At 55.4% G+C, this 14,964-nt stretch carries 10 protein-coding genes; 6 read left to right on the forward strand and 4 right to left on the reverse strand.

Translation table 11 applies throughout. From position 1 onward, the window contains the following. Positions 1-12 precede the first annotated feature (12 nt). On the reverse strand, positions 13-978 hold the full coding sequence (trxB, locus tag C1Y42_RS02595) for a thioredoxin-disulfide reductase (protein WP_058775366.1): 966 nt from the start codon (positions 976-978) through the stop codon (positions 13-15). Positions 979-1,499: 521 nt separating this feature from the next. Between trxB and lrp the strand changes: the two genes are divergently transcribed. The 6 genes from lrp (at position 1,500) to C1Y42_RS02625 (ending at position 10,524) form a co-directional block, all read left to right on the forward strand. Beyond that, positions 1,500-1,994, forward strand: coding sequence for a leucine-responsive transcriptional regulator Lrp (gene lrp / locus C1Y42_RS02600; protein WP_006118610.1), 495 nt, complete (start codon positions 1,500-1,502; stop codon positions 1,992-1,994). A 119-nt stretch (positions 1,995-2,113) separates the two neighbouring features. Then, entirely contained in the window at positions 2,114-5,530 is a 3,417-nt protein-coding gene (locus tag C1Y42_RS02605; RefSeq protein ID WP_104092766.1) for a DNA translocase FtsK 4TM domain-containing protein, read from the forward strand. Between the two features lie 173 nt (positions 5,531-5,703). After that, a complete protein-coding gene (gene lolA / locus C1Y42_RS02610; RefSeq protein ID WP_010618286.1) occupies positions 5,704-6,315 on the forward strand; it encodes an outer membrane lipoprotein chaperone LolA in 612 nt (203 codons plus the stop codon). A gap of 7 nt (positions 6,316-6,322) precedes the next feature. Further along, on the forward strand, positions 6,323-7,669 hold the full coding sequence (locus C1Y42_RS02615; RefSeq protein ID WP_021508355.1) for a replication-associated recombination protein A: 1,347 nt from the start codon (positions 6,323-6,325) through the stop codon (positions 7,667-7,669). Positions 7,670-7,766: 97 nt separating this feature from the next. Further along, on the forward strand, positions 7,767-9,059 hold the full coding sequence (serS, locus tag C1Y42_RS02620; RefSeq protein ID WP_058757768.1) for a serine--tRNA ligase: 1,293 nt from the start codon (positions 7,767-7,769) through the stop codon (positions 9,057-9,059). 313 nt (positions 9,060-9,372) lie between these two features. Further along, positions 9,373-10,524 carry an MFS transporter gene (locus tag C1Y42_RS02625; RefSeq protein ID WP_058769542.1) on the forward strand — a complete coding sequence of 384 codons (1,152 nt, stop codon included), beginning with the start codon at positions 9,373-9,375 and terminating at the stop codon, positions 10,522-10,524. Between the two features lie 99 nt (positions 10,525-10,623). On the opposite strand, the gene pflA is transcribed toward C1Y42_RS02625, so the two are convergent. The 3 genes from pflA to focA all read right to left on the reverse strand — a co-directional run bounded on the left by pflA (position 10,624) and on the right by focA (position 14,740). Beyond that, entirely contained in the window at positions 10,624-11,364 is a 741-nt protein-coding gene (pflA, locus tag C1Y42_RS02630; RefSeq protein WP_058780812.1) for a pyruvate formate lyase 1-activating protein, read from the reverse strand. A gap of 163 nt (positions 11,365-11,527) precedes the next feature. Further along, entirely contained in the window at positions 11,528-13,810 is a 2,283-nt protein-coding gene (pflB, locus tag C1Y42_RS02635) for a formate C-acetyltransferase (RefSeq protein ID WP_058769544.1), read from the reverse strand. 69 nt (positions 13,811-13,879) lie between these two features. Continuing rightward, positions 13,880-14,740: a formate transporter FocA gene (gene focA, locus C1Y42_RS02640; RefSeq protein ID WP_021508350.1), complete on the reverse strand. Its 861-nt coding sequence runs from the start codon at positions 14,738-14,740 to the stop codon at positions 13,880-13,882. Positions 14,741-14,964 lie beyond the last annotated feature (224 nt).

The following is a 14,964-nucleotide window of genomic DNA, read 5'->3' on the forward strand; positions in this document are numbered from 1 at the left end:
ATAATTAACAACTTACTTATCGTTTTTAACCAGACCATCCAGATAACGTTCCGCATCCAGCGCGGCCATACAGCCGGTACCGGCAGAGGTAATGGCCTGACGATAGATGTGGTCCATTACGTCACCGGCAGCGAACACGCCCGGCACGCTGGTCTGCGTGGCGTTGCCCTGCAGGCCGGACTGCACTTTGATATAGCCGTTTTCCAGATCCAGCTGGCCATCGAAAATCGCCGTGTTCGGACTATGACCGATGGCGACAAACAGGCCCGCCACTTCCAGCGAGAGCGGGGCTTCACCTTTGGTTGACGAGAGTTTCAACCCGGTGACGCCCATCTGATCGCCTACCACCTCGTCCAGCGCGCGGTCAGTGTGCAGCACGATGTTGCCGTTACGCACTTTCTCCATCAGGCGGTCAATCAGGATTTTCTCAGCGCGGAAGCTGTCACGACGGTGAATCAGGTGCACTTCGGAAGCGATGTTCGCCAGATAGAGCGCCTCTTCAACTGCCGTGTTACCGCCGCCGATAACCGCGACTTTTTGGTTGCGATAGAAGAAACCATCACAGGTAGCGCAGGCCGAAACCCCTTTGCCTTTGAATGCCTCTTCTGACGGCAGGCCAAGGTAGCGCGCTGAAGCACCGGTCGCGATGATCAGCGCATCCGCCGTGTATTCGCCGCTGTCGCCGGTCAGGCGGAACGGACGGTTCTGCAAATCAACCGTGTGAATATGGTCAAAGATGATTTCAGTGTTGAACTTCTCAGCATGCTCCTGCATGCGTTCCATCAGCGCAGGGCCGGTCAGATCGTGCGGGTCGCCCGGCCAGTTTTCGACTTCAGTCGTGGTGGTGAGCTGGCCGCCTTTTTCCAGTCCGGTAATCAAAACCGGGTTCAGGTTAGCGCGGGCGGCATAAACCGCTGCGGTGTAACCGGCAGGGCCGGAGCCCAGAATGAGCAGCTTACTGTGTTTGGCCGTACTCATGCGTTCCTCAGTGTGTGTCTGACAACATAGTTTTCGATTGTAGGGAAATTACTGTCGCAAAAAAAGGTTTCAGCAATTTTGTTAACAATCACTGCAAGCGGCGTAGACGATGAATGGCAATTCTGCACGCGCGCTGCGCCAAAAGGGGGCATTGCTCGGCAATTTGTGGTGCAGCTGTATAAAAATTCTCATTTAAAAACAGCAACCCAGTACGCTGTCTGGCATCTTGTACTGAATTTGGATGTTTTACTTTGACAATCGCCTGCGCTTTTGCGAAAACATTGTCAGAAGCAGAGAAAATTTAGCGGTTCGAAACAGAATTTCAGCTCTGTTTTGCGCAATTTCGCCAAATAAACTCAGCCTGACATTGGTAATGACGCATGATGTGGACAGACAGCATGCGTCATACGGATGGTCGCGTTACTGCACAGGCTTAAAGACTTCACTTCAGTAAGGCCCTGAACATTGAACGTTTTCAGGGTTTGGCAGGTAAAGGGAAGGAATTAAGAGAGACAATAATAATGGTAGACAACAAGAAACGCCCCGGAAAAGATCTGGATCGGATCGACAGAAATATTCTGAATGAACTGCAGAAAGACGGTCGTATTTCCAACGTTGAGCTTTCAAAACGTGTCGGCCTCTCGCCAACACCTTGTCTTGAACGCGTACGTCGCCTGGAACGTCAGGGTTTCATTCTGGGCTACACCGCGCAGCTGAACCCGCACTATCTCGATGCTTCACTGCTGGTATTCGTTGAGATTACTCTGAATCGCGGCGCGCCGGATGTGTTTGAACAATTTAACGCCGCCGTACAAAAACTTGAGGAAACTCAAGAATGTCACCTCGTTTCCGGTGACTTTGACTACCTGTTGAAAACCCGCGTGCCGGATATGTCCGCCTACCGTAAACTGCTGGGTGAGACCTTGCTGCGCCTGCCGGGCGTCAACGACACCCGTACCTATGTGGTGATGGAAGAGGTCAAACAGAGCAATCGTCTGGTGATTAAGACCCGGTAACGCAGGGCAGGTGCAAAGCTTGCAGGATTTCGGTACACTCCTGTGAATTCATACAGGACCAGCGTCAGGCAAGCCTGGCGCTGTTGCCTTCTTAATTTACAGGCACCTGGAGAGTTCTCTTGAGCCAGGAATATACAGAAGATAAAGACGTTTCATTACAACCACTGAGCAGCGGACGTCGGCTGCTGGAAGCGTTGCTCATCCTGGTGGCCTTGTTTGCCATCTATCTGATGGTGTCGCTGGTTAGCTTTAATCCCTCCGATCCCAGCTGGTCACAAACCGCCTGGCACGAGCCGATCCACAATCTGGGCGGCAGCGTGGGCGCATGGCTGGCCGATACCCTGCTGTTTATTTTTGGTGTGATGGCCTACGCCATTCCGCCAGTGATTATTGGTCTGTGCTGGATTACCTTCCGTCAGCGCGATCGTCAGGATTACATCGACTATTTTGCGGTGGGCCTGCGGCTGATTGGCGTGCTGGCGCTGGTAGTGACTACCTGCGGACTGGCTGCGCTGAACGTGGACGATATCTGGTATTTTGCCTCTGGCGGCGTAATTGGCAGCCTGGTGAGCAATGCGATGGCGCCGTGGTTCAGCGGTGCCGGTGGCACGCTGACGCTGCTGTGCGTCTGGGCGGCGGGTATCACGCTTTATACCGGCTGGTCCTGGCTGGCGATTGCCGAGAAGATCGGCAGCGTGGTGATGGGCGTGCTGACCTTTGCCAGCAACCGCTCGCGCCATGATGAACCCTGGCAGGAAGAAGACGACTACGACGAGGCGCACCCCGACGACGCGGTTCCGCCACTGCGCGCTGCGCCGGCTCAGGACGACGAAGATGACGTACTGCTGGCTAAGCCCCGACAGGTAGCGGAACCTGTGGCTGAAGTCGCCAGCGACGATCCCCTGCTGGCGAAAGCCAGTGCGGCTACCGCGGCTGCGCTGGCCGCCACCAGTGACGCCGCACGTCAGGTGCCGTCCGTCGCTGCACCTGAGCCATCCGCACCGGCGGTAAACGTAGCTCCACAACCTGCGCCGTCACAGCTGGCTGCGGCTGCTCCGGCATCGATATCTGTTGCCAGCGCGCCTGCGGCGCCAGCTATTCCGCCAGCAGAGCCCGCGACAGCGGCTCCTCCGTTATACCGCTTCGAAGTGCCTGCTTCACCGGCCGCCGACGCCTTCTCGCTCGCTGAAGAAGATGATGGCCCGCGCATGGGTAACTGGCAGAGTGCCGATCAGGCCGCCACACCGCTGAATACGGCAGCCGCTGCCGCACTCGGTTCAGCGACGGCCGCTGCTGCTGCCCGCTCTGCGGCTTACACGCCAGCTTTTGATGTGGTGCCGGAGCGCGATTACAACCCGCAGGTGAAACAGGGTATTGGCCCGGAACTGCCGCGTCCTAACAAGGTTAAGCTGCCAACCCGGCGTGAGCTGGCCTCATACGGTATCAAACTGCCATCGCAACGCATGGCAGAAGAGAAGGCCCGTGAAGAGGCCGACCAGCAGCAGCCGGAAATCAGCGCCAGCTGGCAAGTGCCCCAGCCGCACGATGACGATAATGCTGCGCTGCAGGAAGCCCAGCTGCGCGAAGCGTTCCATTCGCAGCAGCAGCAGCGGTACGGCGACAGCTGGCAGCAGCCGGCAGAGGAAGAAGATGAAGAGGCGCTGCAGCAGGCTCAGCTGGCGCAGCAGTTTGCTCAGCAGCAGCAACAGCGTTACAGCCAGCCTGAGCAGGAGAGCGCGCCGGTATTTAATCTGGATACCTCAGCCGCGTTTGATTTCTCTCCGATGAAAGATCTGGTTGATGACACGCCGAGCGAACCGCTGTTTACCATTGCCGCCACGCCAGAGCCGGACGTTCCGGCCCAGTGGCAGCAGCCAGCGGCACCTGAGCCGGCGGTACCCGCATCGCTGAGTGAGGAAACCAGCCCGTGGTCAACGCCAGACGACGAGGTTTACGCCGCGCCGGCTGAAACGCCGAAGCCTGTCGCCCCTGCGCAGGACAGCCTGTTCCACCCCTTCCTGGTGCGTCACGAACAGCCGCTGGAGAAACCTTCCACGCCGCTGCCGACGCTGGATCTGCTGACGTCGCCGCCGGCCGAAGAGGAACCGGTGGATATGTTCGCACTGGAACAGACCGCGCGTCTGGTTGAAGCGCGTCTGGCGGATTACCGCGTGAAAGCCGAAGTGGTGGGCATCTCTCCAGGGCCGGTAATCACCCGCTTTGAACTGGATCTGGCGCCGGGCGTCAAGGCGGCACGTATTTCTAATCTGTCGCGCGACCTGGCACGTTCGCTCTCTGCCGTTGCGGTGCGCGTGGTTGAGGTGATTCCGGGCAAGCCTTATGTCGGCCTGGAGCTCCCCAATAAACATCGTCAGACCGTTTACCTGCGTGAGGTGCTGGACTGCGATAAGTTCCGCGACAACCCTTCGCCGCTATCGGTGGTGCTGGGTAAAGATATTTCTGGTCAGCCCGTGGTGGCCGATCTGGCGAAGATGCCGCACCTGCTGGTGGCCGGTACCACCGGTTCCGGTAAGTCGGTTGGCGTCAACACCATGATCATCAGCATGCTGTATAAAGCCACGCCGGAAGAAGTGCGCTTTATCATGATCGACCCGAAAATGCTCGAGCTGTCAGTGTATGAGGGCATTCCCCATCTGCTGACGGAAGTGGTCACCGACATGAAAGACGCGGCCAACGCGCTGCGCTGGAGTGTGGTCGAAATGGAGCGCCGCTATAAGCTGATGTCTGCGCTGGGCGTGCGTAATCTGGCTGGCTATAACGAGAAGATCGAGCAGGCGGCCGCGATGGGCCGGCCAATTCCGGACCCGTTCTGGAAACCGGGCGACAGCATGGACACCACGCCGCCGGTGCTGGAAAAACTGCCGTACATTGTGGTGTTGGTTGATGAGTTTGCTGACCTGATGATGGCGGTGGGCAAGAAGGTCGAAGAGCTAATCGCGCGCCTGGCACAGAAAGCCCGTGCCGCAGGTATTCACCTGGTGCTGGCTACCCAGCGTCCGTCGGTGGATGTGATTACCGGCCTGATTAAAGCCAACATTCCGACGCGTATCGCCTTTACCGTATCCAGTAAAATTGACTCGCGTACCATTCTCGATCAGGGCGGTGCGGAATCCCTGCTGGGTATGGGTGACATGCTTTACATGCCACCTAACTCCTCCATGCCGGTACGTGTTCACGGCGCCTTTGTGCGTGACCAGGAAGTGCATGCAGTCGTGCAGGACTGGAAAGCGCGTGGGCGACCGCAGTACATCGACAGCATTACCGCCGGTGAAGAGAGTGAAAGCGGTGCTGGCGGCCTGGACGGCGATGAAGAGCTGGATCCGCTGTTTGACCAGGCGGTGGCGTTCGTGGTGGAGAAACGCCGCGCGTCGATCTCCGGCGTGCAGCGCCAGTTCCGTATTGGCTACAACCGCGCGGCGCGGATTATCGAACAGATGGAGGCGCAGGGCATTGTCTCGGAGCCAGGTCACAACGGTAACCGTGAAGTGCTGTCACCGCCACCTCACGAAATGTAAGACTTTTCTCCGCAGTGTTATGCCGGGCCAGTGTAAACTGGCCCGTTGTTTATCTGTGGTCCGATCCCCATATCATTGGGAGCTTTCGGCTTTTTCTCCTGTCGAACTGACGGAGCGGCGACTACGGTTAATGCAGTAAGTGTCAGGAAACCATGAATAAGGAATCGTATCAGATGAAATTTCGCGTTATTGCCTGTGGCCTGCTGGCCGGTTTTGTTGCTTCTTCTGCCCTGGCGGATGCTTCCAGCGATCTGCAGCAGCGCCTTAATAAAGTGAACAGCTTCCATGCCAGCTTCAGTCAGAAGGTGACTGACGGTAGCGGCGCAAATGTGCAGGACGGCGAAGGCGAACTGTGGGTAAAACGTCCGAGCCTGTTTAACTGGCACATGACTGCACCGGACGAAAGCGTGATTATCTCCGACGGTAAAAATCTGTGGTTCTATAATCCTTTTGTGGAACAGGCGAGCGTAAGCCTGCTGCAGAATGCCACCAGCAACACGCCGTTTATGCTGATTGCGCGTAACCAGCCCTCTGACTGGCAGCAGTACAACATTAAGCAGCAGGGTGATAATTTTGAGCTGACGCCTAAAAGCAGCGATGGCAACCTGAAACAGTTCACCATCAATGTCACTTCCGCAGGCACCATCAATCAGTTCAGCGCGATCGAGCAGGATGGACAGCGCAGCAGCTATCAGCTGAAGAGCCAGAAAAACGGCGCTATCAGCCCGGATAAATTCACCTTTACGCCGCCAAAAGGGGTAACGGTGGACGATCAACGTCAGTGAGGTGAGGGTGAGTAACCTGTCGCTGGATTTTGCACCGTCAAATGAGTTCAGACCGCTGGCTGCGCGTATGCGGCCAGCGACGCTGCAGCAATATATTGGTCAGCAGCATCTGCTCGCGGCCGGTAAGCCGTTGCCGCGCGCTATTGAGGCGGGTCAGCTGCACTCCATGATCTTATGGGGACCGCCGGGTACCGGTAAAACCACGCTGGCGGAGATCATCGCGCATTACGGCAAAGCCGATGTCGAACGCATTTCAGCGGTGACTTCCGGCGTTAAAGAGATCCGCGAGGCCATTGAGCGCGCGCGGCAGAATCGCCAGGTGGGGCGTCGCACTATTCTGTTTGTTGATGAGGTGCATCGCTTCAATAAGAGCCAGCAGGATGCGTTTTTGCCACACATTGAAGACGGCACCATCACCTTCATTGGCGCAACCACGGAAAATCCCTCCTTTGAACTGAACTCGGCACTGCTGTCGCGCGCCCGCGTTTATCTGCTTAAATCGCTGACCAGCGCAGATATTGAACAGGTGCTGGATCAGGCGATGCAGGATAAAACGCGCGGCTACGGCGACAGCGATATTCTGTTACCGGACAATACCCGGCGCATGATCGCTGAACTGGTCAATGGTGATGCACGACGCGCACTGAATACGCTGGAAATGATGGCCGATATGGCTGAGCTCAATGCGCAGGGACAGCGGGAGCTGACGCCACAGCTGCTGAATGAAGTGTCGGGTGAACGCGCGGCGCGTTTCGATAACAAAGGCGACCGCTTTTACGATCTCATCTCGGCACTGCACAAATCAGTTCGCGGTTCAGCCCCGGATGCGGCGCTTTACTGGTATGCGCGCATCATCACTGCCGGTGGCGATCCGCTGTACGTGGCGCGGCGGCTGCTGGCGATTGCTTCGGAAGATGTCGGTAATGCTGATCCGCGCGCCATGCAGGTAGCAATTGCCGCGTGGGACTGTTTTACCCGCGTCGGGCCTGCGGAAGGGGAACGTGCAATTGCCCAGGCAATTGTTTATCTGGCCTGTGCGCCAAAAAGTAATGCTGTCTATACCGCCTTCAAAGCGGCGATGCGTGATGCGCGTGAGTTCCCGGATTACGATGTGCCGGAACATCTGCGTAATGCACCGACGAAGCTGATGAAAGAGATGGGCCTCGGCAAAGAGTACCGTTACGCGCATGACGAACCCAATGCCTATGCGGCCGGCGAGGTGTTTTTCCCGCCGGAAATGGCGCAGACGCGCTACTATCAACCCACCAATCGTGGCCTTGAAAGCAAGATCGGTGAAAAACTCGCCTGGCTTGCTGAACAGGATCAAAATAGCCCGATAAAACGCTACCGCTGATAAACGCGTTACGGTAAGGTGAGCAAGGATTTCAATGCATTCCGGTGGAATGCATCCCTCCATTCGTTCAATCAACCTTTTATTACACAGGATAAGCATGCTCGATCCCAATCTGCTGCGTAATGAGCCAGACGCAGTCGCAGAAAAACTGGCACGCCGGGGATTTAAACTGGATGTGGATACGCTGCGCTCCCTCGAAGAGCGTCGTAAGGTTTTGCAGGTAGAAACTGAAAACCTGCAGGCTGAGCGTAACTCCCGCTCCAAATCCATCGGTCAGGCCAAAGCACGTGGGGAAGATATCGAGCCGCTGCGTCAGGAAGTGAACGCGCTGGGCGAACGCCTGGATGCGGCGAAAGCAGAGCTGGATACCCTGCAGAACGAAATTCGTGACTTTGCGCTTGCGCTGCCTAACCTGCCGGCCGACGAAGTGCCGCTGGGTAAAGATGACAGCGAAAACCAGGAAGTGAGCCGCTGGGGCCAGCCGCGCCAGTTCGATTTCCCGGTGAAAGACCATGTAGAGCTGGGTGAAGCGGTCAAAGGGCTGGATTTCGCCTCGGCGGTGAAACTGACCGGTTCGCGCTTTATCGTGATGCAGGGCCAGATTGCTCGTCTGCATCGCGCGCTGAGCCAGTTCATGATCGATCTGCACAGCCAGCAGCACGGTTATCTGGAAACTTACGTGCCATATCTGGTGAACCACGAGACGCTGTACGGTACCGGTCAGTTACCAAAATTTGGTGAGGATCTGTTCCATACCAAACCGCTGGGCGAAGAAGCAGGCAGCAGCAACTATGCGCTGATCCCGACCGCCGAAGTGCCGCTGACTAACCTGGTGCGCGATGAGATCGTTGAAGAGGAATCTCTGCCGATCAAACTCACTGCCCACACGCCTTGCTTCCGTTCCGAAGCCGGTTCTTACGGACGCGATACGCGCGGTTTGATCCGTATGCACCAGTTCGACAAAGTGGAGATGGTGCAGATCGTCGCACCGGAAACCTCCATGGACGCGCTGGAAGAGCTGGTCGGCCATGCGGAGAAAGTGCTGCAGCTGCTGAACCTGCCGTACCGTAAAGTGCTGCTGTGCACCGGCGACATGGGCTTCGGCTCAGCCAAAACCTATGACCTGGAAGTCTGGCTGCCGGCGCAGGACACCTACCGTGAAATCTCCTCCTGCTCGAATATGTGGGATTTCCAGGCGCGCCGCATGCAGGCTCGCTGCCGCAGCAAAACGGACAAAAAACCGCGTCTGGTGCACACGCTGAATGGTTCAGGCCTGGCGGTGGGGCGTACGCTGGTGGCCGTGCTGGAAAACTATCAGCAGGCGGATGGTCGTATTACAGTGCCGGACGTGCTGCGCCCGTATATGGGCGGGCTGGAATATATCGGCTAACAGGCATTCATGCACAAACCCGGCTCAGGCCGGGTTTTTTATTTCTTAAGCGCGTCAGCCATTATTTTTTAACCGGAATTAATCAGAAATAAACGTTATCGTCATCGTTGCGCGTCAAACCATCAAAAATGTATAAATTCATGTAGATAGATTCAGATATAAGACCTTTCTCAAGCCCTGTAACCCGCTGAAGATAAAAATAATAAATTGTTCAGCAGCAAAATGTGCGGCGCTGTTTTTTTGCACATTGACTTTGCCATCGTCAATGGCAAACTGCGCGCAAATCTGTTCATTTCTTTTGGTTTTATTCCCTATGTCAACCTGGTCGCGCCCCGTCCTGCTGCTGCTTTGCGGCTTAATGCTGATGACGGTGTCTATTGCTGTGCTTAATACGCTGGTGCCGCTGTGGCTCACTCACGATCAACTGCCGACCTGGCAGGTGGGCATGGCGAGCTCTGCTTATTACACCGGCAACTTACTGGGCACCTTGCTGGCGGGCTGGTTGATTAATCGCTATGGCTTTAATCGCTGCTTTTACCTTGCCAGCGTACTGTTTGCGCTGGCAACCATGGGCATGGTGCTGCTGGACGGCTTTTACAGCTGGACGCTGCTGCGCTTCACCGCGGGCGTAGGCTGTGCACTGATTTGGGTGGTGGTTGAGAGTGCACTATTGTGCAGCGGTACCGTGCGCAATCGCGGTCAGCTGCTGGCCGCTTACATGATCATCTACTATCTTGGCACCGTTGCCGGTCAGCTGCTGGTGAGCCGTGTCTCGACAGAACTGCTGCACGTCATTCCCTGGGTGAGCGCGCTGATCGTCTGTGCCGTGCTGCCCGTGGTGTTTGTGCAGGTCAACGCCGGTGCGGCTACTGAAGAAGCCTCAACCGGGCGTATCTGGAGCATGCTGCGCCGCCGCAGTTCGCGGTTGGGTATCAACGGCTGCATTATCTCCGGTATCGTGCTCGGTTCGCTCTACGGCCTGATGCCGCTTTATCTTTCGCATCAGGGCATGAGCGATGCCACCGTAGGTTACTGGATGGCGCTGCTGGTCAGTGCCGGGATTGTCGGTCAGTGGCCGGTAGGGCGTCTTGCCGACCGCTTTGGTCGCCTGATGGTGCTGCGCGTGCAGGTATTCGTGGTGATTCTGGGTGCGATTGCTATGCTGAGCGGAACGGCAATGGCACCTGCACTGTTTGTGCTGGGGCTGGCTGGCTTTACGCTTTATCCGGTGGCCATGTCCTGGGCGTGTGAAACGGTGGCGCATCATGAACTGGTGGCGATGAATCAGGCGCTGCTGTTCAGTTATACCGTTGGCAGTCTGGTCGGGCCGGGGATGACCGCAATGCTGATGCAGAACTATTCCGATCGCCTGCTGTTTGTGATGATTGCGGTGGTGGCGCTGGTTTATCTGGTGATGCTGCTGCGTAAAGCCGATCAGCACGCAACACCGGTGGCGCATGCCTGATGGCGGTGCTTAAACGGGACATTCGCAACCTGTCGCAAATGTCCCGGCGGTAACGCCTCTGTTTCTTGCCGGCGAGGCCTTAGCTACAGGCCAACCTTCTTAATACATGACGTTATGGCCGTAACCGGCAAGAATATTTTTCACCCGCTCCATGGTCTCTTTCGTTGGCGGCTTCACGCCTTCCAGCTTGTACTCTTCACCCATGGCAATCCATTTATGCTTGCCGAGTTCGTGATAAGGCAGCAGTTCGATCTTCTCAATGTTAGTCATGTCTTTAGTAAATTCACCGAGGCGATGTACCGAATCATCATCGTCCGAATAACCCGGCACCACCACATAGCGAATCCAGGTCCTTTTACCGCGCTTTTGCAGATAGCGGGCGAAATCCAGCGTGCGGTGGTTTGACACGCCGACCAGAATCTCATGGATATCGTCATTGATTTGCTTGAGGTCGAGCATCACCAGATCGGTCGCATCAAGCAGTTCATCGATCACCGGATCGTAACGACGCACAAAGCCGTTGGTGTCGAGGCAGGTATGGATGCCCTCGGCCTGGCAGGCGCGAAACCAGTCGCGCACAAATTCAGCCTGCAGAATGGCTTCACCGCCGGATGCCGTCACGCCGCCACCAGACGCATTCATAAAGTGGCGATACGACAGCACATCCCTCATCAGCTCATCGACGGTGATCTCCTTACCGCCGTGAGTGTCCCAGGTATCGCGGTTGTGGCAGTACAGGCAGCGCATCAGGCAGCCCTGGAAGAAGGTGATAAAACGGATGCCGGGACCGTCAACGGTGCCGCAGGATTCAAACGAGTGGATACGACCGATGGTTGACATTGCGATGTATTCTCCGGTTCAGCCTGGCGAGCAGGCGGCACAATCTGTGTTGTGCTCTGGGGATGTAAGTCGGTTTTGCCAGACTGCCTGCAAAAGCAGACTGGCAAAACAGGCTTGTGGAGAAAAGGCTCCCGCAGGAGCCTTTCGATTAAAGTGAGAAGGATTACAGCGACTGAGTAAACGTACGGGTAATCACATCCTGCTGCTGCTCTTTCGTCAGCGAGTTGAAACGTACGGCATAACCGGAAACGCGGATGGTCAGCTGTGGATATTTCTCAGGGTGCTCCATGGCATCCAGCAGCATTTCACGGTTCATGACATTAACGTTCAGGTGCTGGCCGCCCTCGATACTGGCTTCGTGGTGGAAGTAACCATCCATCAGGCCAGCAAGGTTGGTTTTACGCACGTTATCATCTTTGCCCAGCGCATTCGGTACGATAGAGAAGGTGTAAGAAATACCGTCTTTGGCGTAGGCAAATGGCAGTTTGGCCACGGAAGTCAGTGAGGCGACAGCACCTTTCTGGTCACGGCCATGCATTGGGTTGGCACCTGGTCCAAATGGCGCACCGGAGCGACGACCATCCGGGGTGTTACCGGTTTTCTTACCGTATACCACGTTGGAGGTGATGGTCAGTACCGACTGCGTTGGCACCGCATTACGGTAGGTCTGCAGTTTCTGAATTTTCTTCATGAAACGTTCAACCAGGTCACAGGCCAGATCATCCACGCGCGGGTCGTTGTTACCGAACTGCGGATATTCACCTTCAATTTCGAAGTCCACTGCCAGACCATCGGCGTCACGTACCGGTTTCACTTTGGCATATTTAATCGCTGAAAGTGAGTCCGCGGCGACAGACAGGCCCGCGATACCACACGCCATGGTACGATAAACGTCACGATCGTGCAGCGCCATCAGCGCGGCTTCATAACTGTACTTATCATGCATGTAGTGGATGATGTTGAGTGACGTGACGTACTGTTTTGCCAGCCAGTCCATGAAGTGGTCCAGACGCGCCATCACGGTGTCATAATCCAGCACATCATCAGTGATTGGCGCTTCTTTCGGGCCGACCTGCATTTTCAGCTTCTCATCCACACCGCCGTTGATTGCGTACAGCAGTGTTTTAGCCAGGTTGGCACGTGCGCCGAAGAACTGCATTTGTTTACCGACAATCATCGGGCTCACGCAGCAGGCGATGGCGTAGTCATCATTGTCAAAGTCCGGACGCATCAGGTCATCGTTCTCATACTGCAGCGATGAGGTGTCGATGGAGACTTTTGCCGCATACTTTTTGAAGTTAACCGGCAGTTTCTCAGACCACAGGATGGTCATGTTTGGTTCCGGTGATGGACCCATGGTGTACAGCGTGTTCAGGAAGCGGAAGGTGCTTTTCGTCACCAGCGTACGACCGTCAACGCCCATACCAGCCAGTGATTCAGTGGCCCAGATTGGGTCGCCAGAGAACAGCTCATCGTATTCCGGCGTACGCAGGAAGCGCACCATACGCAATTTCATCACCAGATGGTCAATCAGCTCCTGCGCCTGCTCTTCGCTCAGCTTACCGGCTTTGATATCGCGCTCGATGTAAACGTCGAGGAAGGTGGACACGCGACCAAACGACATCGCGGCACCGTTTTGTGATTTCACTGCTGCGAGGTAACCGAAGTAGGTCCACTGTACTGCTTCCTGCGCGGTGGTGGCTGGCAGAGAGATATCAAAGCCATATTTGGCGGCCATCTCTTTGATCTGGCCCAGTGCGCGGTGCTGCTCAGAAATCTCTTCACGCAGGCGAATGGTGGCTTCGAGATCAACGCCATTTTCCATGTCACTCTGCAGTGAGTTGAACTGAGCCACTTTGTCTTTCATCAGGAAGTCGATGCCGTACAGCGCGACGCGACGGTAGTCACCGATAATACGACCGCGGCCGTATGCATCTGGCAGACCGGTCAGCACGCCTGATTTACGGCAGCGCAGGATATCCGGGGTGTAAACGTCAAACACGCCCTGGTTGTGGGTTTTGCGGTAATCGGTGAAAACTTTCTTCAGCGCCGGGTCCAGCTCGCGGCCGTAAACTTTACAGGAGCCTTCCACCATTTTAATGCCGCCAAACGGGATAATGGCGCGTTTTAGCGGAGCTTCAGTCTGCAGACCAACGATGGTTTCCAGCGATTTATTAATATAGCCCGCATCGTGTGAGGTGATGGTGGACGCTAAATCAGTGTCGAAATCAACCGGTGCATGGGTACGGTTTTCAATTTTGATGCCTTCCAGCACGCTGTCCCACAGTTTGGTGGTGGCTGGCGTCGCGCCGGCGAGGAATGCTTCGTCACCTTCATACGGCGTGTAGTTTTTTTGGATGAAGTCACGGACGTTGACGCTGTTCTGCCATTCACCGGCGCTAAATCCTTCCCAGGCTGACGCCATTTTTTCATTCAGTTCGGACATGATATACCTGCCTTATTTAGGGAGACTGTAACGTATGGCGCGCTGCTCAGCACGCCCGTACTTAATGACTCAGTGCGCGGACTCACCGTCGCGCAGATAGATAACCCAATAGGTCAACCCGACTAACAGACCGCCGCCAATGATGTTGCCGATGGTTACGGGAATCAGGTTATTAACAATAAAATCGCCAATGCCCAGTGCAGGAAATTGCGCCGCGCTGGCACCGGTCATTTGCCAGAATTCCGGGCTGGCAAAATCGCGAATCATGATGGCCATCGGGATCAGGAACATATTGGCGATGCTGTGCTCAAAGCCGCTGGCTACAAACATCGCAACCGGTAAAATCATCGCTACCATTTTGTCGAGCAGGCTACGGCCGGAGTAGCTCATCCACACCGCCAGACACACCATCAGGTTAGCCAGTGTACCGAGGCTTACCGCTTCGATAAACGTATGATGCATTTTGTGGTCGGCGGTCTGTAAGACATTTAATCCCCAGGCACCATTTGCGACCATATGCTCACCGGCCAGCCAAATCAGCGCCACAAAAAACAGCGCGCCGCACAGGTTACCAACGTAGACATTGAGCCAGTGACGACCCAGTTGCAGCCAGGTAATGCGTCCGCTGGCTTTTGCCACCACGATCAGCACCGTTGAAGTAAACAAATCAGCGCCGCAAACAACCACCAGCATTAAACCCAGTGAGAAGCAGATGCCGCCGATCAATTTGGCCATGCCATACGGCATAGTGCCGCTGCCGGTGGTGGCGGTGATATAAAACACAAAGGCAATGGAAATAAAGACGCCAGCAGTGATAGCCAGAAAGAAGGTGGTTAAGGGATGTTTCGTCGCTTTATAGACACCGGCATCTTCTGCGACTTTTGCCATCGCCGCCGGTAATAATGAATTAAAAGGGTTGTCAGCTTTCACACTAACGCTCTCCAGAAATTGTCCGTAAAGATACTAACAAAGGAGTATAGGTCAGGAGTTGATGTGGATCATATTTGCCGAAACGGCAGGGTTAAGCAAAGCCGCAAAATGGCCAAAAATTCAGTTAAGCTATTGAAATTAATTCAATAAATAATTTTTAATTTATGCAAAATAAGTTGAAAGTGCGGCTGGCTTCAGCATTATTTTGTTAAATGCTGTTTATC

Origin of the sequence: Pantoea sp. ICBG 985 (assembly GCF_002928365.1) — a bacterium.
Classification (GTDB): domain Bacteria; phylum Pseudomonadota; class Gammaproteobacteria; order Enterobacterales; family Enterobacteriaceae; genus Pantoea; species Pantoea dispersa.

Bases quoted from the DNA above. Each gene is read 5' to 3' on its own strand.
- trxB (WP_058775366.1), bottom strand. From the start codon at position 978: ATGAGTACGGCCAAACACAGTAAGCTGCTCATTCTGGGCTCCGGCCCT.
- lrp (WP_006118610.1), top strand. From the start codon at position 1,500: ATGGTAGACAACAAGAAACGCCCCGGAAAAGATCTGGATCGGATCGAC.
- lolA (WP_010618286.1), top strand. From the start codon at position 5,704: ATGAAATTTCGCGTTATTGCCTGTGGCCTGCTGGCCGGTTTTGTTGCT.
- serS (WP_058757768.1), top strand. From the start codon at position 7,767: ATGCTCGATCCCAATCTGCTGCGTAATGAGCCAGACGCAGTCGCAGAA.
- C1Y42_RS02625 (WP_058769542.1), top strand. From the start codon at position 9,373: ATGTCAACCTGGTCGCGCCCCGTCCTGCTGCTGCTTTGCGGCTTAATG.
- pflA (WP_058780812.1), bottom strand. From the start codon at position 11,364: ATGTCAACCATCGGTCGTATCCACTCGTTTGAATCCTGCGGCACCGTT.
- pflB (WP_058769544.1), bottom strand. From the start codon at position 13,810: ATGTCCGAACTGAATGAAAAAATGGCGTCAGCCTGGGAAGGATTTAGC.